Here is a 21,225-nt window from a genome sequence, read left to right as displayed (position 1 = left end):
GCCCGACACATGAGGCCACCCAGCCCCTTCAGCCCGGCCGGCGCTTGAGGCCACTCAGCCCCGCCGGCGCTTGAGGCGAACCCAGCCCGGCCGGCGCATGAGGCCACCCAGCCCCGCCGGCGCTTGAGGCGAACCCAGCCCGGCCGGCGCATGAGGCCCGAATACACAACCCGAGAACGCCAAAGGGCGCCGCACCGGCCACCCGGCACAGCGCCCCACACGCGCAACCTCAGCCTTGGTTGAGGCAAACGTTCCCGAACGCCGGGTTCACCAGGCCAACGATGTTGACGCTGTTGCCACACAGGTTCAGCGGGACGTGCACCGGCACCTGGATGTTGTTCCCGGAGACGACACCCGGCGACCCGACGGCCGCACCGTCCGCGTCGGAGCTCGCGTTGGCAGCACCCATGCCCGCGGCGAGGATGCCACCGGCTGCGGCGGTGATGAAGGCCGCCTTCTTGACCGTGTTCATTCTTCCTCCATGTCACAGTGCCGCACGAACGGATGCGGCACGTGGGACAACGAAGCCCCCCGCCACCGAGCAACGCCCGACCGCCCGGTTGGCCCATGGTTCACCCCTGCGGGGACAGGCGCCTGCGCCGTACGCCGGCGCCGGGCGCCCCCGCACTCCCCGAGCGAACCCCCACCGCCAACGATCGACGCCCCGCAAAGCCGAGGCTTCGCGGGGCGTGCGGAACGAAAATGCGTACGGGTCTGCACAGGTCGGGGCCGCGCCCGGTCCTCACCCCGGACACGAACCGTCGGGACGTCAGGCGTCCTCGGCGTCCTCGTCGTCGTCCTCGGGCAGGTACTCGGCCCCCTCGGACTGCCAGCCGGCCTCGCTCAGCTCGGTGCCGGCGATGTCCTCGACGAGGCTGAACGGGTCGATCAGGTACGAGACCGACTCGGCCAGGTCGCTCTCGATCGCGGCGGTCGCGTCGGCCCGGTCGCCCGGTGACAGCTCCTCGTCCGCCTTGACGCTGTCCAGCGCAGCGGCCCGCAGCGCGTCGGCGTCGGTGACCTCCAGCACGATTTCGAGGTTGAGCCGGATGTAGCGGGTCGTGGAGTCGGTGGAAGTCGCGTTTTCCATGAGCGCGAGCCTACGGGCCCGCGCCCGGCCGCCGGCGCGCTGACGCGCCGCGCACTCAGCGGTGGCCGTAGGTCACCGCGGTGAACATCAGCGCCCCGAACACGACCGAGAATCCGAGGATGTAGATCGCGATCCGGATCCACATCCCGGTCGCCCGGCTCTTCTCGCTCTCCATCACGACGACTCCTCTTCAGACATGCGTAGGGAGGCACGGCGAGAACGCGACCAACGCGGGCGCCGCGTGCACCATCAGAAACTCGACCGGCAGGTACGCGTCGGCGGATTCCATCCGATGCGCCAGGCCCGAGTCGAAGTGCGCCACGTCGCCGGGCGCGAGCAGATGCGTGGCCCCGTCCAGGGTCAACCGGAGCTGACCGGTCAGCACGTACAGCCATTCCTCGCCCGGATGCACCCGCCCCGGCCCGTCCGCCCGGCCCGCCGGCACCCGCACCCGCAGCGCCTGCATGCCGCGGCGCGGACTGCCCACGCGCCAGTAGGTCCAGCCATGCGCCTCGACCGGCTCGGCGGCGCGCGCCCGGACCACCGGCTCGGCCGAGGCACTGTCCTCGCCGAGCAGTTCGGAGACGGTGGTGTTGTAGGCCCGGGCCAGCGTCAACAGCGCGGGCAACGACGGCTGCCGGCGCTCGTGTTCGAGCCGGGAGAGATAGGCGACGGAGAGCTTGGTCAGTCGCGCGGCCTCGTCGAGCTTGAACCCGTTGGCTCGACGAGCCGCGCGCAATCGATCGCCGAGTCCGGTCGGTACCGTCTCGGCGGATGTCGATTCCGGCTCGTCGGTGTCGTAGCTTGGTGAAGCGACCATGCTTCGAGGTTAGGCAGGCGTTGACCAGAGAGGCAATTAACTTGCCTCTGAGGCAAACTCCACCCTTGTAGCCGCGCCCACCCGCAGATCAGGCGCAGCGCCCCGGCGTGAGCACCCCCGCCGGCACCTCGGCCCGCACCAGCACCACGCCGTCCTCGTACCCGCGCCGACTGACCAGCCCGGCCCGGTCGAACAGGGCGAGCATCCGCCGGTTCCACGGCAACACGTGCGCCCGCAGGTCGCTCACCCCGCGCACGGCCGCGTGCTCGACCAGCGAGCGCAGCAGCGTGGTCCCGAGCCCGTGCCGCTGCCATCCGTCCTCGACCAACAGCGCCACCTCGGCGACCGGCTCGGCCGCCGGGTGGAAGAGGGTGGCCAGCGCCCCGATCGCGCCGTCGGGCGCGACCGCCACCAGGCTCACCCCGTGTTCGGGCACCAGCAACCGGTTCAGCGCGCTTTCCGGCAGCCGCGGCGCCGAGGTGAAGTAGCGCAATCGGCGGGTCTCCGGCGAGCACCGCTCGTGCATCGCGCGCACCCGCGCGGCGTCTTGGGCGCGGGCGACCCGTACCCGTACGTGCGACGGCCACTCGCCCGCGCCGGTCGCGTTCACCACGGTGAGCCGGGCCCGGCCCCGCATCGCAATCGCCGTCATGTCCCTACCGCCTCTCGCCACCGGAGCGGTCCCCTCGCGGTCCGTCCCCGCCGAACCCCCACGGTGTCGAGGCGGTGTTACGCATCGACTACGTGGGCGTGTCCGGAACGAACCGATCCGGTGACGTCGCCGCCCCGGTGGCGAAACACGCCCGACTCAGCCCGCCAGGTGACCCAGCAGGTCCTGCCGGGTGACCACACCCTGCGGCTTGCCGTGCACCAGGACCAACGCCGCGTCGGCCTGCTCCAGCACCCGCGCGAGCCGGGCGATCGGCTCGCCCGAGCCGACCACCGGCAGCGGCGCGGACATGAACTTCTCCAACGGGTCGCCCGCCGACGCCTGGCCGGACACCAGCGCGTCCAGCAGGTCGCGCTCGGCGATCGAGCCGACCACCTCGGCGGCCATCACGTCCGGGTGCCCCGCGCCGGGCTTGACCACCGGCATCTGGCTGACCCCGAACTCGCGCAGGATCGCGATCGAGTCGCCGACGCTCTCCTCCGGGTGCACGTGCACCAGCGCGGGCAGGTCGCCCTGCTTGCGGGCCAGGATGTCGGCCACGGTGGCCACGTTCGGGTCCGCGTCCAGGAAGCCGTAGTCGGCCATCCACTCGTCGTTGAAGATCTTGCTGAGGTAGCCCCGGCCGGAGTCCGGCAGCAGCACCACGACCACGTCGTCCGGCCCGAGCCGCTCGGCCGCACGCAGCGCCGCGACCACCGCCATCCCGCACGAGCCGCCGACCAACAGGCCCTCCTCGCGGGCGAGTCGGCGCGTCATCAGGAACGAGTCGCGGTCGGACACCGCGATGATCTCGTCCGGCACGGCGCTGTCGTACGCGGTCGGCCAGAAGTCCTCGCCGACCCCCTCGACCAGGTACGGCCGGCCGCTGCCGCCGGAGTACACCGAGCCCTCCGGGTCGGCGCCGACCACGCGCACGCCGCCGTTCGAGACCTCCTTGAGGAAACGCCCGGTCCCGGAGATGGTGCCGCCGGTGCCGACGCCGGCCACGAAGCAGGTGATCCGACCGTCGGTCTGCTCCCACAACTCGGGCCCCGTGGAGAGGTAGTGCGACTGCGGGTTCTCCGGGTTGGAGTACTGGTCGGGCTTCCACGCGCCGGGCGTCTCGCGCACCAGTCGGTCCGAGACGTTGTAGTAGGAGTCGGGGTGCTCGGGGTCCACCGCGGTCGGGCAGACCACCACCTCGGCGCCGTAGGCCCGCATGACGTTGATCTTGTCCATGCTGACCTTGTCCGGGCAGACGAACACACACTTGTAGCCGCGACGCTGCGCCACCATCGCCAGCCCGACTCCGGTGTTGCCGGAGGTGGGCTCGACGATCGTGCCGCCCGGACGCAACGCGCCCGACTGTTCCGCCGCGTCGATCATCCGCACGGCGATCCGGTCCTTGACCGAGCCGCCCGGGTTGAAGTACTCGACCTTCGCCAGCACCGTCGCCGACAACCCCGAGGTGACGGAGTTGAGCTTGACGAGGGGGGTGTCCCCGATCAGGTCGAGCATGGATTCGTGGTACCGCACGGAACCTCCGCCATGAGTGCGCATCAGCCGGGGCCGGATGGCCCAAAATCCTCACATTGCGCTTGTCCCAGCCTAGTCGGCGCTTTCGCGCCGGACCGGGCATCACGGCCGGGAGCCGCACCCTCGCCGCACGCCGCACCGCGCCTCGCCGGCCGCCGACGAACCTGACGGTCGGTTAGGGTCGGCGTGGAGTTCGCGACGGGGAGGAGCCCGAGGTCTTGTACACGACGGCCGGCCGCGGTACCCGGCGATGATGCGCACTCGGATGGCCCGTCGGGTGGCGGCCGCCGCGGCCTTCGGTGGCGGTGGCGTGGGAGTGCTGACCGGGGCGATGTTCGCGGTGTTGTACACCGAGGCGAGGATGGCCCGCCGCACGGTGGGCGAGCCCGACGGCGAACCGCCGACCGCCGACGGCATGTACGGCGACCTGCCGGGCGAGCCGATCACGTTCGCGGTGATCGGCGACTCCACCGCCGCCGGCCTCGGTGTCGAGGACCCGATGCAGACCCCCGGCGCGTTGCTCGCCTCCGGCCTGGCCGCCGTCGCCGAGGTGCCGGTACGACTGGTCAACGTCGCGCTCTCCGGCGCCCAGTCCTCGGACCTGGAACGTCAGGTCACCCTCGCGCTGCGGCACGAACTCGACGTGGTCATGATCATGATCGGCGCGAACGACGTCACCCACCGGATGCGCCCGGCCGAGTCGGTGCGCCACCTCGAACAGGCCACCCGCCGGCTGATCGCCTCCGGCGTCGAGGTGGTCGTGGCCACGTGCCCCGACCTGGGCACGATCGAGCCGATCGCCCAACCGCTGCGCTACCTGGCCCGGCAGTGGAGCCGCAACCTGGCCGCCGCTCAGACCATCGCCGTGGTCGAGGCGGGCGGTCGTACCGTCTCGCTCGGCTCGTTGCTGGGGCCCGAGTTCCTGGCCCGGCCCAAGGCGATGTTCGGCCCGGATCGTTTCCATCCCTCGATCGAGGGATACGCGACCGCCGCGATGGCCTCGTTGCCGTCCGTGTGCGCCGCGTTGGACCTGTGGCCGCTGGACGAGGTGAGCCCGGACAGCTTCCGCGGCGAGGGCGTGCTGCCGATCGCCCAGGCCGCGATCGAGGCCGCGGCCGAGGGCGGCACCGAGGTGACCGGCACCGACGTCGGCGGCCGCGAGCGCGGCCCGCGCGGGCGGTGGGCACTGCTGCGCCACCGCCGCCGGCAGCAGATCCCCACCCCCGCGACGGTGGATCCGGACGCCGACCCGGATGCCGCCGACGAGGGTGATTCGAAGATCGAGCGGACTGCGCCAACCCCGGTCGAGGGCACCCGGGGTAATGTGGCCGAAGAAATCTGACTGGGCGTCAGTTACGGCGTGGGGCAGGTCGCATGATCAACCCCTCCCACTTTCGACTACCAGGCAGTAACTTCAGCGTCAGTTGCGCTTCCGCACCGACGAGAGTCCCTGCGGGGTCCTCGTACCGACGGCCGCAAAGACCAACAAGGAGTCCCGATGCCCGAAGCAGTCATCGTCGCCACCGCCCGCTCCCCGATCGGTCGCGCCTTCAAGGGTTCCCTGAAGGACCTGCGGTCGGACGACCTGACCGCGCTCATGGTCCGCGCCGCCCTGGACAAGGTCCCGGCGCTGGACCCCAAGGACATCGACGACCTGATGCTGGGCTGCGGCCTGCCCGGTGGTGAGCAGGGCTTCAACATGGGCCGCAACGTCGCGGTCATGCTCGGCTACGACCACCTGCCCGGAACCACCATCACCCGCTACTGTTCGTCGTCGCTGCAGACCACCCGCATGGCGATGCACGCGATCCGCGCGGGCGAGGGCGACGCCTACATCTCGGCCGGCGTCGAAATGGTCACCAGCACCCGGGGCAAGGGCAGCAGCGACTCGCTCCCGGACACCAAGAACCCGCTCTTCGCCGACGCCGCGGCCCGCACCGTCGAGACCGTCGAGAAGGGTTCGACCTGGTCCGACCCGCGCGAGCAGGGCGTGCTCCCGGACGTCTACATCGGGATGGGCTTCACCGCCGAGAACCTGGCCCAGCACAAGGGCATCTCCCGGACCGAGCAGGACGAGTTCGCGGTCCGCTCGCAGAACCGCACCGAGCAGGCGATCGCGGACGGCTTCTGGGCGAAGGACATCACCCCGGTCACGCTCCCCGACGGCACCGTGGTGAGCAAGGACGACGGCCCGCGCGCGGGCACCACACTGGAGGGCATCTCCGGCCTCAAGCCGGTCTTCCGCCCGGACGGCACGGTCACCGCGGGCAACGCCTGCCCGCTCAACGACGGCGCCGCCGCGGTGATCGTGATGTCCGACACCAAGGCGCGCGAACTGGGCCTGACCCCGCTCGCCCGGATCGTCTCCACCGCCGTGTCCGGCCTGTCGCCGGAGATCATGGGCTACGGCCCGGTCGAGGCGTCCCGGATCGCGATGGCCCGAGCCGGCCTGACCTCGGCCGACATCGACCTGGTCGAGATCAACGAGGCGTTCGCGGCACAGGTCATCCCCTCCTACCGCGACCTGGGCTTCGACCTGGACAAGGTCAACGTCAACGGCGGCGCGATCGCGATCGGCCACCCGTTCGGCATGACCGGCGCGCGGATCACCAGCACCCTGATCAACTCGCTGCAGTGGCACGACAAGCAGTGGGGCCTGGAGACCATGTGCGTCGGCGGCGGCATGGGCATGGCCATGGTGCTCGAACGCCTCAGCTAGCGGCACCGGCGGTACCACCGGCAAGACGAGACAAGCCACGCGAAGCCCGTCCGGACATCCCCGGGCGGGCTTCGCCGCACTTCACTCGAACGGGTCGGCCCAAGGTCCCGCCCGGTCGGGACGTCACGCTCTGGCGGCCGGCCGCCGACGGCGCGACCCTGGATGGAGGAAGCTGTTCCTCGGGTTGGCCAAGGGTTGCGGATCACGTCATGCCGAACGCTTACATCGTCCCCGTCCTGCTCACCGCCGCGTGCGCCGTCGCGGTGACCACCGTCGTGCGCCGACTGTCCCGGCGACGCCGTGCCGGTGCGACCGCGGAGATCTGGGACCAGGCGTTCGTCGATCATCTCTTCCGCAGCCGAGACGCCGAACGACCACCGCTGACCGTTCCCGGGCTCGGACGCGACGACTTGCCGGACCCGGGCGACTCGGGCGACCACGACGGCGGCCGACGTCCGCACCCGTCGGAGAACCTGACCCCGCTGCTGCCCACCCACCTCACCGGCGGCTACCTGACCGGCCTGGTCGCGGGCGGCACCCCGATCACGCGTGTGCGCACCGGCTCACCCGGCGGCGGCGGGCTGGACGTGCTCGACTTCGCCGACGGCAGCTCGCTGGTGGTGATGCCGGGCGACCCGGAGGCCGCGTCGCTGATCGACGTCGCGTTGTCCCTGGGCCGGCCGGTGCGCCTGCTCGGCACCTCCGAGGTCGGCGGCGGCTGGACACTGACCTTCGGCCTGGACGAGGACACCACGTACGCGCTGGCCGATCGCCTGTACGTGCGCCCGCCGGCCTAGGGCGGGTCGGCAATCCCCCGCCGAGCGGCACGACTCCCGGCACCGCGTGTCGCTCAGATCGCCGACGACAACTCGCGCACCATCTCCCGCGCCCGACGCACCACGTCACCGGCCGTCGTCGGCTCGCCGTCCTGCAGGATCAGCGCGTGTTCCTCGACCAACGGCGCCAGCGCCGACGCGAGATCGCCGGAGGTCACCGCGACCTGATCGCCCACCACGAACACGCCCAGGTCCGGTACCTCGCGCAGCGGCTCGCCCTCGACCGCGGCCGCCAGGTCGGCCAGACACTGCGCCAACGCGAGGGCCGCACCGGCCCGGCTCGGCGCCGTCTCCTGACGAGCCGTCAGCGGCGCCTTCAGCCGGGCCTCGGACAGGTGCCGAAGCCGATCGGCGACCGCGCCGGACTCCTTCACGAAGGGGCCCACGTCAACCGTGAGGGAAGCGGACGGTTTCCCGACCGGGGGGATGGGGATGCGGGACGACATAACCGGAGCGTACCCATTGCGCACACCGCGTGCGGGTCGGCTTCGACCGCTTGCCAACCGTTCGCCCGTCATGCACGCTCGGGTAACGGAACGCTCACCGGAGGCGCTTATGTCCTTGCACTTCTCCGAAGAGACCCACCGGAACCTCGTGGCCCGGGTGCCCGCCTGCACCGGCCGCGAACTCCCCGACTGGTTCAAGGAAATCGAGGCCGGTCCGGCCTTCTCCCGGTTCGAGGACCGGGTCTCCTGGCTCCAGGGCGAGCACAACCTCGGACACGGGCACGCCCTCGCCATCGTCCGCGAGCACGACCGCCGCCGGCACGCGCCGGGTGGAGTGAGCTGATCCCCCGCCCCGAGGCCGCCGCGCCACCGATCCACCACCGAAGACCCCTGCCACGCTGACCGCACCCGACTCCGCCGATCTCCGCAGATCTTCGTGCATCTCCACGCATCTCCGCGCGGCTTCGCGCACACAAAAGTGGGGGGGGGGGGGGGGGGCGCGCGCGCGGGTCCTGCGGACGGCCTGTCCTCAAGCGCCGGACGGGCTGGAGGGGTTGGGGGTCGGGTGGTTCGGTGGGTGTTTGGGGAGTCCTGTGGACGGCCTGTCCTCGAGTGCCGGGCGGGCTGGTTTCGGGGGTGGCTTGCTCTCAAGCGGCGGATGGGCTGGAGGGGGTTGAGGGTTGGGTTGGATTGCGGGTGTGTGTGGGGGTGTTCCTTGGGCGGGTGTTTTCGGGTGTTGGGTGGGCTGGTGGGTTGGGGTGTGGGCGCACGTTAGTGGAGGTTGGGGTTGGGGGGAAGGGGAGCGCGGAGGGGGTTTGTCGGGTGGGGGCGGGGATGGAACGGGAGGTGATGGTTGGGCGTCTCGGGGGGTGGGGGGAGCTGCGGTTGGGGGCGGTTGTGGGGTTGATGGGGAGTTGTCGGTTGTGCGGGGCGTCGGTGGCCGATGCGTGGCATGGGTATTGCGAGGGGGTGTTGTGCGGGGCGGATCTGGCCGGGCAGCGGGTGGGGGATTCGGGGCTTGCGGTGCAGGTCGGGTTCGAGCGGGCGCGGGTGGCTGCGGTGCTCGGGGAGGTGGTCGAGGGGCGGCTGGTGGTGCGTAATCGTGGGGGCGCGGCGGAGTGGTTTCGGGGGCGGGTGTTCGACCCGGAGCGGGTCGTGGTGGTGGATCCGGAGCCTGGTGTGCCGATCGGGCCGGGGGCGCAGGTGGTGTGGACGGTGCGCTACCGGGTGCCGTGCGAGGTGGGGGCGGGGTTGCTGTATCACGCGGCGGTGCGGGCCGAGGCGGTGCGGGATCGGCGGGTGGGGGCGGCGGCGGTGCTCGACGTGCGGATTCGGGGTGGTACGGACCGGGTCGATCGGACCGATGGGATTGACCGGGGCGGTCGGACCGACGGGGCTGGTCGGGTCGAACGGACCGATGGGGCTGGTCGGGGAGTTGACCGGGTCGACGTCAGAGGGTCCAGTCGGGGGCGTGTCGGGCCACCAGGTGTTGCCATGCGGGTACGCCGCCCTTGAGGGGCCAGGCTCGGGTCAGGCCGTAGCCGGCGCGGAGGCGGAAGAGGTCTCGGGCGAGTTGCCGGCCGGCGTCGCGTACCGCGTTGCTCGCGGAGACCTCGGGGACATCGGCGATCGCGGTCATGCGGCGCTCGTAGCCGTCCACCGGACCGGCCACATACACGTCGTGTTCCGTCGGGCGGGAGAGCACCAACAGCGGTGGTACCCGGCCCTCGGCGAGCGACGCGGCCAGGCGGTCGTGGCCGTCCAGGACCAGGTGCGTCTGGAGCATGCTGACCCACCACACCAGGACCGGTGGCAGCGAGCCGTCCCGGACCTGCTTGCGATACGCCTTGACCCGCCCGTCCTCGGCCGACGCGAGCGGGTGCAGTGGCAGGATCTCCCAGTAGTGGTAGGTGTGCGCGTTGAAGTCGATGTGCCCCTCGGGCCACGAAGGCAGGGTCGGCGCGGCGAACTCCGGGAAGCGCAGTCGAGTGCGATCGATGTCCCGCGACAACACCCACGTGCCGCCGTACAGCGGCCCGTTCCGGCTCAGCTCGTCCGCCATGCGGTGAGCCCAACGGGGGTACCAGGCCGGGTCGTTCACCGTACCCACGGCGCGTGCCTCGGCGGCCCGCAGCGGGGCGAGCGGGGAGCGGTACGGGGTGGGGCAGCGGTAGTCCACGCCGTACCACTCGGGGTCGACCTCGGCGAGGAGCAGTGGGGCCGGTGTCGGTAGCGGCGAGGGTGCGTACGCTTCGGGGCCGCTTTCGGCGGAGGTGTCGATCAGTACGAATCTGCGGTTGTGCGCCGCCAGCAGGCGCAGCGACGGTCGCGCCGACTCCGGGACGTCCAGGCGCAACGCGTCCCAGTCACCGCCCGGCCGGGTGAGATTCGTGCGATCCATCCGGTGATCCTAGAGCCGCAGGGCGATCAGGCCGGCAACATGTCCGGAATGAAGGCATCGCTGTGGTTCACCTGGACCCTGTCGGGTTCCGGTTGGGCCGACTGCACCATCGCCGACCATTCGGGCGAGGCGCAGTTGCTCGTCTCCTACATCACCTACGCGCCCGAGGAACTGATCGGCGCGGTCACCCGGCTCGCGCTCGGCGAGGCGGGTGACCACAAGGTGATGTTCGAGGCCGAGCCGAACGGCTATCTGTGGCACCTGGGTCCGGACGGCGACGCGGTGGACATCCGGATCGTCGAATACGCCGACGCGTCCGTGCGCACCCGGCCCGGCGACGTGTTGTGGGAGGCGCGCCACCCGATCGAGATGCTCGCGCGCAGCGTGCTGCGCGGGTTCGACCGGGTGGACGGCGACCTGGGCGAGGACGGTTGGTACGCCGACTGGCGGCGGCCGTTCCCGCGCCGCGAGTTGGAAGCGCTGCGGATGGCGTGGCGCAAGCTGGGGATGTGAGCGGGCGCGGGTGTGCGTCGGCTCCGGACCGGAACGGCAACCGCCGTGCTCAGAGCGCCACTTCGGGATCGGCCGACCGTGCCGCGAACTGCCCGGGCGACCTTCGGGGATCGACGACGCACCCTGGGGCCATCGGGGTGTCCGGGAGATCGATTTTCGGCGTGCCGGGGTGTCGGGCGGGTCCGTGGTGCGACGCTTGGAGGCATGACGGCACCTCGTGATCCATCAACTCCGGACGTGACCATCCATACCGGCGGCGCCCTGTGGCCCACGCCGGGGCAGTTGCGGGCCGAACTGCCGGACGGGGCAAGGGAGGAGTTCGAGGACGAGTACGGCCGGGCGCTGGACTACGCGCGCGACGCGGGGGATCTGGCCCAGCTCGCGAACGTGCTGATCCCGTGGCAGCGGCGGCTCGTGCACCACCGCAACGGGGACTACGAGGCCGTGTTGGAACGGGCCCGACGGATTCGGGACGGCGACCTGTCGGGGGTCGTCCCGACGCCGCGCACGGACCGGTTGTTCCGGGCGCACCGGTGAACTATGGGGTCGAGTATCACGTCGAGGCCGAGGCGATCCGGCGCACCCTGCCGGCCGCCGCCCGCCGCGCCTGGGCCGAACTGGAGCGACGACTGCGCAACGACCCGTGGAATGCCGGCGCGCGGATGAGCGGCGGTCTCAAGGACACCCTGGAGGCGGCGTTCGCGGCGCACGGCTTCGCGACGTACATCGTGCAGGAGAACCGGGTGATGGTGAGCGTGATCAACCTGGTGTGGATCGGCTGAGCGCGGTGCGGGGTTCGCGGCGACCCGGGTGGGTTCGGCTCAGTCGGTGGTGAGAGTGAAGTGGTGGGTGGGGAAGGTCAGCGGGATGTCGGCCGGGCCGCTGGGGCAGACCGCGTGCAGGGTGCCGGTCGGGGTCAGGTCGAGCGTGCCGGCACGGAAGGATCGGGGTACCTGGAACGCGAGTTCGACCGAGGCGAGATAGGGATTCGGCTGCGGGGAGGCGTTCAGGACCGGGACGCGGCGGCCGTCCGGGAGGCGGAGCACCACCTCGTCGGCGAGCTTTTGGCCGTAACCGAAGGTGCAGTCCGCCGGGCCCGAGCCGGTGGAGTCGGCGGCCGGGGGGCGTAGTCGGGCGTACAGGCCGATCAGTACGAACCGCGCACCCTGCGGGGCGGTGCCGACCTGCGGCAGCTGATCGGTGACCCTGGGCGGTTCGGGCTTGGTGCCGACCCCCACGGCCAACTCCAGGGCGAGCGGCCGGCCCTGCCACGAGGTGGTGGCCGAGACGACACCGTCGGAATAGCCGGTGATCCGGCGATCCGGGGCCGCGGCCGCGGTGTCGCCGCAGGCCGCGCAGCAGGCGGCGGCGAGCAGGGCGAGGACGATCGGCGGTACCGCGCCGCGCCGCACGGACACGCTTCGCCGTGGCCTGGGCACGTACTCGCCTCCTTGCTCCCGGTTGCCGCGTCCATGCAATCAGGGGTTCGGTCGGGGGGACACCTTTGCGCGCGGATCGGCGGGAAGTCCCTCACCACCGACGAGGCCGGCCGGGCGTACCGACCAATCCTGCCCGGTCCGGCTGTGGGCGGGGCGTCGGGACGGTGGATTCCGGGTGTCATATCGTCTGGAAATCGTCGGCCACAGCGCCGCCGGAACGGGAACGGGAGAACGAACGATGACGGAGCACGACGTGTTGGCCCAACGGTTCGAGGAGAACCGGAGCCACCTGCGGGCGGTGGCGTACCGCATGCTCGGCTCGTTCAGCGAGGCCGAGGACGCGGTACAGGAGACCTGGTTGCGGCTGGACCGCTCCGACATCGGCGATGTGCACAACCTCGGCGGCTGGTTGACCACCGTGGTCGGCCGGGTGTGTCTGGACATGCTGCGCTCGCGCAAGTCCCGGCGCGAGGACATGTGGGACACCCACGTACCGGACCCGATCGTCTCCCGGGCGGAGGGAGCCGACCCCGAGGAACTCGCGGTACTGGCCGACTCGGTCGGGCTGGCGATGCTGGTCGTGCTGGACACGCTCCCGCCCGCCGAACGATTGGCCTTCGTCCTGCACGACATGTTCGCGATGCCGTTCGACGACATCGCACCGATCGTGGACAAGTCGACCGCGGCGACCCGGCAACTCGCCAGTCGGGCCCGGCGCAAGGTCCAGGGGGCCGCACCCGAGCCGGACCTGCCCCGGCAGCGCCGGATGGTGGACGCCTTCCTCGCCGCCTCCCGAGGCGGCGACTTCCAGGCCCTGCTGGACCTGCTGGACCCCGACGTCCTGCTCCGCGCCGACACCGGTGGCGGCCCGATCGGTGTGTCGCAACTGGTCCGCGGCGCCCGTGCGGTGGTCGAGCAGGCGCTGAGCTTCGCCCGCTTCGCGCAGTACGCCCGGCCGGTGTTGATCAACGGGGCGCCGGGCCTGTTGAACGCGCCGGGGGGCCACCCGTTCGGGGTGATGGACTTCACCATCGTGGGCGACCGGATCGTCGAGATCAACATCCTGGCCGACCCCACCCGCCTGGCCCGGCCCGAGATCCAGGAGCTGGCGGGGCCGCGCGGTCCGATCGACCCGGAGCTGGGCGGGCTGCTGGGGCTGCCCACGGACTGAACCGTCCGGGCGCCGTCGACGGCCCGACTCCGTTGTGGGTCGGGTCAGTTCGACGGCCCCGCGGTGTTCCCGTCGTTCGCGGTGCCCGGGGTGATCAGACCGCTCTCGTAGGCGAACACCACCGCCTGGGCGCGGTCGCGCAGGTCGAGCCTGCCCAGGATGTGGCTCACATGGGTCTTCACCGTCTGCTCGGCGAGCACGAGATGGGCGGCGATCTCACTGTTGGAGCGGCCCTGGGCGATCAACCCGAGCACCTCGGTCTCGCGCGGGGTGAGGGCGCCCAGGCGGGTCGAATTCGCCCGGGTGATCGGCCGGTTGCGGGCGAAGTCGGCGATCAGCCGACGGGTGATCGAGGGCGCGAGCAACGCGTCGCCGGCCGCGACGATCCGGACCGCGGCGATCAGGTCGGCCGGCGAGGCGTCCTTGAGCAGGAAGCCGCTCGCCCCCGCGCGCAGCGCCTCGTAGACGTAGTCGTCGATGTCGAACGTGGTCAGCATCAACACCTTCGGCGCCGGGGCCGACCCGCCCGGTCCGCCGAGCAGTTCGCGGGTCGCGGCCAGCCCGTCCAGGATCGGCATCCGGACGTCCATCAGGACCACGTCGGGCCGGGCCACCCGGGTCAGCCGCACGGCCTCGCGGCCGTCGGCCGCCTCGCCGACCACTTCCAGGTCCGGTTGGGCGGCGAGCAGCGCGGCGAAGCCGGCGCGGATCATCGCCTGGTCGTCGGCGATCACTACGGTGGTCATGCCGCTCCGGGGGTGGTCGGGGCCGGCGTGGTGTCGGCCGGCGGTAGGGGAAGCATGGCAGCGACCAGGAAGCCACCGTCGGGCAGCGCCTCGGTGTGCAACTCGCCGGCCAGCATCGCGACCCGCTCGCGCATGCCGATCAGACCGTGGCCGGTGCCGGCCGCCGCGGCGGACGTTTGCAGGTGCGGCTCGACGGGGCGGCCGAGAGCCTTTGCGGCCCCCGGAGTTCCCGAAGCCCCCGCGGGTTCGGCCGCTTCGGGCGCGGAGTTCACGACGGTGATTCGCAGCGCCGAGGCGTCCCCGGTCACGTGGACGCGTACCGTGGCGCCCCGGGCGTGCCGGACCACGTTGCTCAGCGACTCCTGGACCAGCCGGTACGCGGACAGTTGTACGCCCACCGGGACCCGGTCGGGTGCGGGCACGGTGTCTGCGACGGACAGGTGCGCGTCGAGGCCGGCCCGGTGCGCGGTCTCGATCAGGACCGGCAGCTCGGCCAGGCCCGGTTGCGGGCTGTGCTCGGTGTCGGCGTCCGTGTCCCGGCGCAGCACGTGCAGCAGCCGGCGCATCTCGGTGAGCGAACGGCGCGCCTCGGCCGCGATCGAGGCGAACTCGTCGACGGCGGCGGGCGGCAGGTCGGCGATCCGATAGGGCGCGCTGTCCGCCTGCACGGTGATCACCGACATGTGGTGGGCCACCACGTCGTGCAACTCGCGGGCGATCCTGGTGCGTTCTTCCAGGAGGGTACGCCGGGCGTGCTCGGCCTGGCTGATCTCCTCGACCACGACCAGTCGGCGCTGGGCGGCGCTTCGGCCGCCGATCGCCTCGGCGGTGAGCGGGGCCAGCGCGGACAGGATCGTCACCGGCAGCAGCGCGTCCAATTGCACCGGGCCGCGCGACAACACCAGGGCCGTACCGGCCGCGATCAGGATCAGCCACAACGCGACCGACACGCGCCGCGGCGCCCGCAGCGCGATCACCGACAGCACCACGACCAGGGACCACACCGAGGTGACCGCCCACGGCCAGGGCTCGGAGTCGGACACCGGATGGGTCGGCAGCGCCGTCGCGATCGCCGCGGCCAACGCCAACCACCAGGCGGCCAACGGGCGATACCGGCACAGCAGGATCGGGGCAGCGCGGGCGATGGCGGCGATCGTCGCGCCGGCGCCGGATACGTCGTAGTGCTGGTACAGGTCGAGCCACCCGGCCACCGCGCCCGCCAACGCGAGCACGAACAATACCCGGGTGCTGCGGCGGCCGGGTGGCAGCGCGGCCACCGAGCCCGGCGACACCGTCTCGCGCAGCGTGGCCACCAGGGTCGACGGTCGAACGATCTTCACGGTTGGTGATGGTATGCCGGAGTGGGCCGGTCGGTCGGACTCGGCGACGGCGGTGTGCACGGCGACCTCCGGTTCAGGCCGGCGAGGCGAACGTGCGGCGGGCGAGCCCGGCCTGCACGTCGGTGAGCGCCTTGATCAGACACAGGCACAGCGCGAGGAAGGCGAGCCCGCCGATCGCGTGCACGGCCCAGACCCCGGCCAGGGTCGGCCCGCCCCACGCGTGGTGATAGTCGGTGTCGCCGTACCAGATCGGGTAGGTCAGGTTGCGCAGCGTGTTGCCGTACGCGTAGCCGGCCAGGATCAGCGTCGGGATGCCCAGTGCGGCGTCCGGCAGGCTGTGGCCGAGCACCCGCAGCGCACCCGGGCCGGCCCCGGCGGTCGCGTCGGCCGGCCCCGAATCCAGAAAGCGCCGGGCCGCCGTGAGTCGCAGTCGGGCCGCGCGGGAGGACCGACCGGTGAGCACCAGGCCGATGCTCAGCAGGCCCAGCGGCAGCGCGATCAGTGCGTACACCGAGCGGCGGGCGGCCTCGCGCGGCGAACTCGGCACGCATCGGCGCAGTGCGCGAGGGACGCGACCGGCATGAGAGCGAGTGGGGGTGGGGCGGGCGGCGGTGAGCGTCATGGCGAGGTCCTTGGGGTGTGCCCCCGAGTACGCGGCGCGGGTTGTTCGGTACTCGGGTGTGGTGCTCGGCGCCGGGGACGGCGTCGTGTTTCCCAAGGTAGGAGGCGGGGCGGCGGTGGACATCACACCGCGGCGCCAACCCCGAAGTGATACCGGGGTAGGGGGTCGGCGTGCCGGAACGACGAGGCCGCCGGGTCGCGGACGACCCGGCGGCCTCGGCCGATGCGGGAATTCGGGGCCTCGGGACGGTGGCCGAGGTCCGCCGGTCAGGACGAGGGCGTGTGCGCCTCGGCGTCCTTCTTGGCGTAGTGCTCGCGTTCGCGTCGGTCCGCGCGCAGGATGCCGCGGATCACGAAGGTGAAGCCGACCGCGACCACGAGGAAAGGGGTGAGTTCGGCGAAGGCGCCGAGGGCGTTCAACACGATGACTCCCAAAGGTGGTGCAGCCGTCCGACCGTGCCACCGGCCGAACCGGTCGCACGAACCGCAGACGGCCCGCTCCGCCGTTCGTCCTCCGAGCGGCGCCACCACAGTACCGCCCACGCCGATGTCGACCGCCGGCGACCACGGGTCGGCGGCGCCGGTGCTTGACTGGCGCCCATGTCCCTGGATCTGATCGTCGTCTATACGTCCCGACTCGGCGCGTGCCGTGACTTCTACGGGTCGCTCGGTCTCGACCTGGTCCGGGAACGCCACGGGACCGGTCCCGAGCACTACGCGGCGACGCTCGCCGACGGCGTCGTGGTGGAGCTGTATCCGGCGCGGCCCGATCGGCTCACCGGCTATCTGCGGCTCGGCCTGACCCTGGAGACCTCGCCGCTCGGGCCGGGCCGGCACCGGTCGACCGACCCGGACGGGCGGCACGTGGAGGTCGTGGTGCGGGCCGGGTGATCGGTCGGCGAAGCGGCGGATCGACTGCGGTCGGTGCTGTGCGGGCGGTCGGCGCGGTCAGCGCGGGCCGCCGGCGGCTTCGGCGAAGCGGCGGAGGTCCTCGACGTGGGCGCCCCAGCCGTCGCGGTGGGCGGCGGCCAGGTTCGGGCCGTCCGGGAGGCGGTTCCAGCCGGTCTCGCGGACCCGGAGCTGGGTGCCGGGGCGGGCCCGGGTCAGCTCGATGGTCACCGTCGTGGACGCCGCCCAGTCGTCGTCGGCCCAGGTGAACCGCAACATCCGACACGGGTCGAGCGCCTCGACGCGGCCGGTGGTCAGGCGGGCCTCGCCGTTCGCCCCGCTCCAGCGCTCGGACAGCCGACCGTGCACCCGCGCGTCCAGATCCAGGTAGCTCCACCACGACGCGCGCGTGTCCGCGTCCACGAGGGCGCGCCAGACCGCCTCGGCAGGCGCGGCGATCACGACACTGACCTCGACGAGCGGTTCACGGACCATGCATCAACGGTAGATCTCGCGAACGCCCACGTCAGCCCGCCAACGGTTCGCGAAAGGTCCGCTGAAGGTCAAGTTTGCGCCGTCGGTGCGCCGTGCGCGCCGCCGCGGCCGGAAAGTGCCGTCGGAGTGTGGACGGTGCCGAACCCCGAGGGGATCTTTTGTAGGCAATTGAACTCATTTGCCGGAAATAAGAGATCGGCTCGGTGCGTCTGCCGGTGGTCGCCCACCCCGCCCACCGGCGATTCGTCGATTGGCGATCACCGGGGATGGGGAACGCACAGCCACAGGTGCGTACTCCGCATCGCCGGCCATCGGGAGGAATCCGCCCATGCCCCACCCGCCGATCGCAGCTCTGCGAAGCGCGTTCACCGCGTCCGCCAAACCGGGCAGCCAGGACTGGCCCACACTCGCCGACTTCACCGCCTTCGCCGCCGCCGGCCGCGCCTGTGGCCGAGCCCCGCTGATCGGGCTGCCCGGCTGGACCTGCGACGACGCCGCACGCGTGTTGGCGCTGGCCGAACTGGCCGACCGCACGCCCGAGGGCGACCTGTCCGCCCACCTGCGCACCCTGTACTGGCGCGGCGACGCGCACGAACGCCGGGCCGTGCTGCGCGCGTTGCCCTACCTCGCGGTGACCCGACAGGATCCGGCACTGGCCACCGCCCTGGTCGAGGACGCCCTGCGCACCGGCGACCCCCACCTGATCGCCGCCGCCCACTTCGCCGCAGCCGTCCCCCCGACCGACCCGACCAGGGCCTGACCGAACACGCTCGACACCGTTCCGACCACCGACGTCGGCCACCCCCCCACCCACCCCTGGGTGGCCGACCCGGCCCGATCCCAGGCCGCCCGGTGGCCCTCTCGTCCGGGCTCAGGCGGTGAGTTCGTCCAGCGCCGTCGTCCACGACGCGCACAGCGACTCGGCGAACTCCGAGGGCAGGCCGGTGTCGGCCACGGCACTCACGTACAGGCTGTCCTCGAAGGTGGCCAGGAACATCCCGAACGGCATACCTCGGGGCAGGCCGCCGAAGGGGACCGCGCCGATCAACGGCGACCCGCGGAACGCGTACGGCCGGCGCAACCAGCGGTGGATCGGCCCCGCCGCCAGATCCACCTGCCACGGCGAGGTCGCCGCCCGCAACCGCCAACGTGCGCCGGCAGCCGGGCGCGCCGCCCGGATCGCCTCCGTGACCAGGGTCAGCCGTCGGGCCGGATCCGCCTGGTCGCACGGCAGCCGCACCCGCGCGGGGCGGGCATGGGCTCCCGGCTCCGGGTGGTGCGAATCGCCGCAGGAAGTCGGCACCAGGGCCCAGACCGGTCGCGGCCCGCGCCGCCACGGGACGCCCGCGTCGTCCCGCAGCGCGCCCGCGAGCGCGGTCAGGAACAACTCGTCCGGGTCGGCCCACGCCGCACGCAGCCGCCTGGCGTCCAGCGCCAACCAGGCCAGCCGCCGCGTGCCGGTCAGGCCCCGCGTCGCGAACGGCCGGCCGGCCGGCGGCACCGGAGGTCGCACCCGGGCCCGCACCCCGGGATCACCGACCGCCGGCCGGTGCGTCGGCGCGGCGTCGATCGGCTCCACGCCGAACAGCCGCCGACCCACCTCGACCACCGACGCGCCGTCCAGCAGCGCGGGGTGCGCCTTGACGATCACCGCCCATTCGTCGCGCGCGTGGCCGTGCACCAGGCGGGCCTCCCACAACGGCCGGTCCCGCGGCAGCCGAGCCGCCAACGCGTCGTCCACGGCCGCGTCGAGCCGCCCCGGCCCGGCCGCCTGCGCGTGTACGTGCCGGGCCGGATCCAGCGGGCCGCGTCGGCGATAGCCGCCGTCCGTGCGGTACGCCAGCGTGGGCACCCGCCACAACCGCGCCGCCACCGCCTCGCGCAGATCCTCGACGGTCGGCGCGAGCCCGCGAAAGCGCAGCACGCAACCGAGTTCGACCGAACCGACCCGATCCTGCCGACCCTGCTCCGGGTGCGGGAGCGCGCCGCCCCGCCGGCCGCTGTGACCGGGCCGAACGCAGTCCACCAGGTAGTCGCGATCGACCCCGACGGCCGAACGCGGCTCGCCCAGCAGCGCCCGTACGCCCGAGTCGTCATAGCTGCGACGGTGCGTCAGATACGGCGTGAACGCCGCGTGCGCCTCCGCGAGCCGCTCCACGCCGGTCGGCCGGGTGGGCGGTTCGGCGACGAACCGCAGCCGGACCGGCAGGAATTCGGCCAACACCTCGCGAACGACCTCGATCGGCACGTCCTGCGGATGCCGCACATGGTAGACGTCCACACCGCCGGACCCGGCGACGTCGGCCAGCCTGGTCATCACCCGCGCGGCCTCGTGCACCGGCACGAAGTTGAGCCGGCCCTCCGGCGCCGAGGTCAGTCGCAACACCGGCCGCAGCCGCCGCGGCAACCGCGCCGCCCAGCCCAGCGCCGCACAACCGCCGGTCGCCTCGGCGCGTTCGACCAGGTAGCGCAGGGCATTTCCCGGCACGCCCGGCCGATCGGAGACCAGCGTGGTCGGCCGCAGGATCATCGCCGCCCGACCCGATCGGGCCGCCCAGTCCCGGACCAGCACCTCGGCCTCGTACCTGGACCGTTCGTAGTCGTTCTCGAAACCACCCGCGTCGTCGCGCAGTTCCTCCTTCACCGTGCCCTCGCGCCGGGCACCGGCCACATACGCGGTGCTGATGTGCAACACACGCGGCCGGCGTCGGCCGATCTCGGCCAACTCCAGCAGATGCCGGGTGCCTTCGACGTTGACCGCACGCAACTCGGCCGCGCCGGCGTCGACCCGGCGATCACCGGCGCAGTGCCAGATCGCGTCGAGCGAGTCGGCCAGCGTGGCGAAGTCCGCCCGGGGCAGGCCCAGCCGAGGCAGCGTCAGATCGGTCTCGACGATCCGCAGCCGCTCGGGGAGCCGCCGCACCAACTCGTCGGGAGCGGCGATGACTTCCAGAAAGGCCCGAATCCGGTCGAGCGCGCCGCAGGAGCCGGCATGGGACAACACGGTGATCGTGCGGTGTCGGTCGAGCAATTCGCGGAGCAGATGGAGGCCGAGAAATCCGGTGGCTCCGGTGATGGCGACGCGCATGGATCAGCAAGCTCCTTGCAGTTTCTTCCAGATGGCCGGACGGGGCGTCATGTCGACCGGGTCGATACGCGGCGAGTCGGGCCGATGGCGCGCTGCGCCGGGGCATGCGTGGTCGAGGTCTTCCCTGGGACGAGTGGGTTTCGTCAGGACGCTAGTCGCCGAACGGTCGGCACCCGGACGGTATTGGGCCAACCGATGTCGGCGTCACCCGATCGGGTTCGCGATCGAGGGCGAGCGCAGGCCGGCTCGCGGCCGGCCAAGGTGGTGACCGGGAACCAACGATTGTGCCTCGGCCGGCCGGCCGATACCCCCGAAAGAAGCTTTCTTGACTGTTTTCGCTCGGTGGCGGCACCCGGGGGGTCTACGGTCTGGAGCGGGACGAGCGCCCGGGTCTGCCCGAGCGCGCCAGGACCAGGGGGCATGCGTA

Annotated in this window: 25 protein-coding genes; 10 read left to right on the top strand and 15 right to left on the bottom strand. The window is 72.2% G+C overall.

What is annotated here, in order from left to right; translation table 11 throughout:
• Window positions 1-229 precede the first annotated feature (229 nt).
• From ACFXMF_RS29025 to ACFXMF_RS29000, 6 genes are all read right to left on the bottom strand, one after another.
• The gene (locus ACFXMF_RS29025) at window positions 230-472 is read right to left on the bottom strand and encodes a chaplin (RefSeq protein ID WP_360308497.1); all 243 of its coding nucleotides are present in this window, start codon (window positions 470-472) and stop codon (window positions 230-232) included.
• Window positions 473-769: 297 nt separating this feature from the next.
• Window positions 770-1,090 (bottom strand): hypothetical protein, encoded by a 321-nt coding sequence (locus ACFXMF_RS29020; RefSeq protein ID WP_360308494.1) that lies wholly within the window; start codon window positions 1,088-1,090, stop codon window positions 770-772.
• A 55-nt stretch (window positions 1,091-1,145) separates the two neighbouring features.
• Window positions 1,146-1,268: a hypothetical protein gene (locus ACFXMF_RS29015; RefSeq protein ID WP_268812492.1), complete on the bottom strand. Its 123-nt coding sequence runs from the start codon at window positions 1,266-1,268 to the stop codon at window positions 1,146-1,148.
• A 12-nt stretch (window positions 1,269-1,280) separates the two neighbouring features.
• Window positions 1,281-1,910 carry an XRE family transcriptional regulator gene (locus ACFXMF_RS29010; protein ID WP_360308491.1) on the bottom strand — a complete coding sequence of 210 codons (630 nt, stop codon included), beginning with the start codon at window positions 1,908-1,910 and terminating at the stop codon, window positions 1,281-1,283.
• Between the two features lie 88 nt (window positions 1,911-1,998).
• Window positions 1,999-2,562, bottom strand: coding sequence for a GNAT family N-acetyltransferase (locus tag ACFXMF_RS29005; protein ID WP_360308488.1), 564 nt, complete (start codon window positions 2,560-2,562; stop codon window positions 1,999-2,001).
• 156 nt (window positions 2,563-2,718) lie between these two features.
• Window positions 2,719-4,095, bottom strand: a complete 1,377-nt coding sequence (locus tag ACFXMF_RS29000) for a cystathionine beta-synthase (RefSeq protein ID WP_360308485.1) — start codon at window positions 4,093-4,095, stop codon at window positions 2,719-2,721.
• Between the two features lie 265 nt (window positions 4,096-4,360).
• Here ACFXMF_RS29000 and ACFXMF_RS28995 point away from each other — a divergent pair, with 265 nt between their 5' ends.
• The 3 genes from ACFXMF_RS28995 (at window position 4,361) to ACFXMF_RS28985 (ending at window position 7,611) form a co-directional block, all read left to right on the top strand.
• Window positions 4,361-5,437 carry an SGNH/GDSL hydrolase family protein gene (locus tag ACFXMF_RS28995; RefSeq protein ID WP_360308482.1) on the top strand — a complete coding sequence of 359 codons (1,077 nt, stop codon included), beginning with the start codon at window positions 4,361-4,363 and terminating at the stop codon, window positions 5,435-5,437.
• A gap of 156 nt (window positions 5,438-5,593) precedes the next feature.
• On the top strand, window positions 5,594-6,814 hold the full coding sequence (locus ACFXMF_RS28990; protein WP_360308479.1) for an acetyl-CoA C-acetyltransferase: 1,221 nt from the start codon (window positions 5,594-5,596) through the stop codon (window positions 6,812-6,814).
• 209 nt (window positions 6,815-7,023) lie between these two features.
• Window positions 7,024-7,611, top strand: coding sequence for a hypothetical protein (locus ACFXMF_RS28985; protein ID WP_360308476.1), 588 nt, complete (start codon window positions 7,024-7,026; stop codon window positions 7,609-7,611).
• A gap of 53 nt (window positions 7,612-7,664) precedes the next feature.
• Here the strand turns inward: ACFXMF_RS28985 and ACFXMF_RS28980 are convergent, their stop codons facing one another.
• On the bottom strand, window positions 7,665-8,036 hold the full coding sequence (locus ACFXMF_RS28980) for a hypothetical protein (RefSeq protein ID WP_360308473.1): 372 nt from the start codon (window positions 8,034-8,036) through the stop codon (window positions 7,665-7,667).
• 169 nt (window positions 8,037-8,205) lie between these two features.
• Between ACFXMF_RS28980 and ACFXMF_RS28975 the strand changes: the two genes are divergently transcribed.
• Window positions 8,206-8,439: a DUF4287 domain-containing protein gene (locus tag ACFXMF_RS28975; RefSeq protein ID WP_161360502.1), complete on the top strand. Its 234-nt coding sequence runs from the start codon at window positions 8,206-8,208 to the stop codon at window positions 8,437-8,439.
• Between the two features lie 1,107 nt (window positions 8,440-9,546).
• On the opposite strand, the gene ACFXMF_RS28970 is transcribed toward ACFXMF_RS28975, so the two are convergent.
• The gene (locus ACFXMF_RS28970; protein WP_379990437.1) at window positions 9,547-10,497 is read right to left on the bottom strand and encodes a hypothetical protein; all 951 of its coding nucleotides are present in this window, start codon (window positions 10,495-10,497) and stop codon (window positions 9,547-9,549) included.
• Window positions 10,498-10,500: 3 nt separating this feature from the next.
• On the opposite strand from ACFXMF_RS28970, the gene ACFXMF_RS28965 reads away from it, so the two are divergent.
• The 3 genes from ACFXMF_RS28965 (at window position 10,501) to ACFXMF_RS28955 (ending at window position 11,792) form a co-directional block, all read left to right on the top strand.
• On the top strand, window positions 10,501-11,010 hold the full coding sequence (locus ACFXMF_RS28965; protein ID WP_379990438.1) for a hypothetical protein: 510 nt from the start codon (window positions 10,501-10,503) through the stop codon (window positions 11,008-11,010).
• Between the two features lie 204 nt (window positions 11,011-11,214).
• On the top strand, window positions 11,215-11,547 hold the full coding sequence (locus ACFXMF_RS28960; protein ID WP_379990439.1) for a DUF6247 family protein: 333 nt from the start codon (window positions 11,215-11,217) through the stop codon (window positions 11,545-11,547).
• Window positions 11,544-11,792: a hypothetical protein gene (locus ACFXMF_RS28955; protein ID WP_360319635.1), complete on the top strand. Its 249-nt coding sequence runs from the start codon at window positions 11,544-11,546 to the stop codon at window positions 11,790-11,792. The genes ACFXMF_RS28960 and ACFXMF_RS28955 overlap by 4 nt, the downstream gene beginning before the upstream one ends.
• 39 nt (window positions 11,793-11,831) lie before the next feature.
• On the opposite strand, the gene ACFXMF_RS28950 is transcribed toward ACFXMF_RS28955, so the two are convergent.
• A complete protein-coding gene (locus ACFXMF_RS28950) occupies window positions 11,832-12,449 on the bottom strand; it encodes a hypothetical protein (protein ID WP_360319637.1) in 618 nt (205 codons plus the stop codon).
• A gap of 238 nt (window positions 12,450-12,687) precedes the next feature.
• Between ACFXMF_RS28950 and ACFXMF_RS28945 the strand changes: the two genes are divergently transcribed.
• Window positions 12,688-13,620 (top strand): sigma-70 family RNA polymerase sigma factor, encoded by a 933-nt coding sequence (locus ACFXMF_RS28945; RefSeq protein ID WP_379990440.1) that lies wholly within the window; start codon window positions 12,688-12,690, stop codon window positions 13,618-13,620.
• Window positions 13,621-13,664: 44 nt separating this feature from the next.
• Here ACFXMF_RS28945 and ACFXMF_RS28940 read toward each other — a convergent pair whose 3' ends face one another.
• The 4 genes from ACFXMF_RS28940 to ACFXMF_RS28925 all read right to left on the bottom strand — a co-directional run bounded on the left by ACFXMF_RS28940 (window position 13,665) and on the right by ACFXMF_RS28925 (window position 16,750).
• Window positions 13,665-14,366 (bottom strand): response regulator transcription factor, encoded by a 702-nt coding sequence (locus tag ACFXMF_RS28940; protein ID WP_360319641.1) that lies wholly within the window; start codon window positions 14,364-14,366, stop codon window positions 13,665-13,667.
• The gene (locus ACFXMF_RS28935) at window positions 14,363-15,706 is read right to left on the bottom strand and encodes a histidine kinase (protein WP_360319643.1); all 1,344 of its coding nucleotides are present in this window, start codon (window positions 15,704-15,706) and stop codon (window positions 14,363-14,365) included. The genes ACFXMF_RS28940 and ACFXMF_RS28935 overlap by 4 nt, the downstream gene beginning before the upstream one ends.
• A 73-nt stretch (window positions 15,707-15,779) precedes the next feature.
• On the bottom strand, window positions 15,780-16,328 hold the full coding sequence (locus tag ACFXMF_RS28930) for a hypothetical protein (protein ID WP_379990441.1): 549 nt from the start codon (window positions 16,326-16,328) through the stop codon (window positions 15,780-15,782).
• 266 nt (window positions 16,329-16,594) lie between these two features.
• Window positions 16,595-16,750, bottom strand: a complete 156-nt coding sequence (locus tag ACFXMF_RS28925; protein WP_360319647.1) for a hypothetical protein — start codon at window positions 16,748-16,750, stop codon at window positions 16,595-16,597.
• Between the two features lie 177 nt (window positions 16,751-16,927).
• Between ACFXMF_RS28925 and ACFXMF_RS28920 the strand changes: the two genes are divergently transcribed.
• Window positions 16,928-17,218, top strand: coding sequence for a VOC family protein (locus tag ACFXMF_RS28920; RefSeq protein ID WP_379988716.1), 291 nt, complete (start codon window positions 16,928-16,930; stop codon window positions 17,216-17,218).
• Between the two features lie 57 nt (window positions 17,219-17,275).
• Here ACFXMF_RS28920 and ACFXMF_RS28915 read toward each other — a convergent pair whose 3' ends face one another.
• Complete coding sequence (locus ACFXMF_RS28915) at window positions 17,276-17,710, bottom strand: SRPBCC domain-containing protein (RefSeq protein WP_360319651.1); 435 nt, start codon at window positions 17,708-17,710, stop codon at window positions 17,276-17,278.
• 328 nt (window positions 17,711-18,038) lie between these two features.
• Here ACFXMF_RS28915 and ACFXMF_RS28910 point away from each other — a divergent pair, with 328 nt between their 5' ends.
• Window positions 18,039-18,470: an EboA domain-containing protein gene (locus ACFXMF_RS28910; protein WP_360319653.1), complete on the top strand. Its 432-nt coding sequence runs from the start codon at window positions 18,039-18,041 to the stop codon at window positions 18,468-18,470.
• Between the two features lie 111 nt (window positions 18,471-18,581).
• Here the strand turns inward: ACFXMF_RS28910 and ACFXMF_RS28905 are convergent, their stop codons facing one another.
• Window positions 18,582-20,798 (bottom strand): SDR family oxidoreductase, encoded by a 2,217-nt coding sequence (locus tag ACFXMF_RS28905; protein WP_379988715.1) that lies wholly within the window; start codon window positions 20,796-20,798, stop codon window positions 18,582-18,584.
• Between the last annotated feature and the right edge of the window lie 427 nt (window positions 20,799-21,225).

Origin of the sequence: Embleya sp. NPDC059213 (assembly GCF_042754445.1) — a bacterium.
GTDB lineage: Bacteria > Actinomycetota > Actinomycetes > Streptomycetales > Streptomycetaceae > Embleya.
Note: the sequence above shows the minus strand (reverse complement) of the source record. Positions and strands in the feature narration are given on the sequence as shown.

Bases quoted from the DNA above. Each gene is read 5' to 3' on its own strand.
- ACFXMF_RS29025 (WP_360308497.1), bottom strand. From the start codon at position 472: ATGAACACGGTCAAGAAGGCGGCCTTCATCACCGCCGCAGCCGGTGGC.
- ACFXMF_RS29020 (WP_360308494.1), bottom strand. From the start codon at position 1,090: ATGGAAAACGCGACTTCCACCGACTCCACGACCCGCTACATCCGGCTC.
- ACFXMF_RS29010 (WP_360308491.1), bottom strand. From the start codon at position 1,910: ATGGTCGCTTCACCAAGCTACGACACCGACGAGCCGGAATCGACATCC.
- ACFXMF_RS29005 (WP_360308488.1), bottom strand. From the start codon at position 2,562: ATGACGGCGATTGCGATGCGGGGCCGGGCCCGGCTCACCGTGGTGAAC.
- ACFXMF_RS28995 (WP_360308482.1), top strand. From the start codon at position 4,361: ATGGCCCGTCGGGTGGCGGCCGCCGCGGCCTTCGGTGGCGGTGGCGTG.
- ACFXMF_RS28990 (WP_360308479.1), top strand. From the start codon at position 5,594: ATGCCCGAAGCAGTCATCGTCGCCACCGCCCGCTCCCCGATCGGTCGC.
- ACFXMF_RS28985 (WP_360308476.1), top strand. From the start codon at position 7,024: ATGCCGAACGCTTACATCGTCCCCGTCCTGCTCACCGCCGCGTGCGCC.
- ACFXMF_RS28975 (WP_161360502.1), top strand. From the start codon at position 8,206: ATGTCCTTGCACTTCTCCGAAGAGACCCACCGGAACCTCGTGGCCCGG.
- ACFXMF_RS28970 (WP_379990437.1), bottom strand. From the start codon at position 10,497: ATGGATCGCACGAATCTCACCCGGCCGGGCGGTGACTGGGACGCGTTG.
- ACFXMF_RS28960 (WP_379990439.1), top strand. From the start codon at position 11,215: ATGACGGCACCTCGTGATCCATCAACTCCGGACGTGACCATCCATACC.
- ACFXMF_RS28945 (WP_379990440.1), top strand. From the start codon at position 12,688: ATGACGGAGCACGACGTGTTGGCCCAACGGTTCGAGGAGAACCGGAGC.
- ACFXMF_RS28940 (WP_360319641.1), bottom strand. From the start codon at position 14,366: ATGACCACCGTAGTGATCGCCGACGACCAGGCGATGATCCGCGCCGGC.
- ACFXMF_RS28930 (WP_379990441.1), bottom strand. From the start codon at position 16,328: ATGACGCTCACCGCCGCCCGCCCCACCCCCACTCGCTCTCATGCCGGT.
- ACFXMF_RS28920 (WP_379988716.1), top strand. From the start codon at position 16,928: ATGTCCCTGGATCTGATCGTCGTCTATACGTCCCGACTCGGCGCGTGC.
- ACFXMF_RS28915 (WP_360319651.1), bottom strand. From the start codon at position 17,710: ATGGTCCGTGAACCGCTCGTCGAGGTCAGTGTCGTGATCGCCGCGCCT.
- ACFXMF_RS28910 (WP_360319653.1), top strand. From the start codon at position 18,039: ATGCCCCACCCGCCGATCGCAGCTCTGCGAAGCGCGTTCACCGCGTCC.
- ACFXMF_RS28905 (WP_379988715.1), bottom strand. From the start codon at position 20,798: ATGCGCGTCGCCATCACCGGAGCCACCGGATTTCTCGGCCTCCATCTG.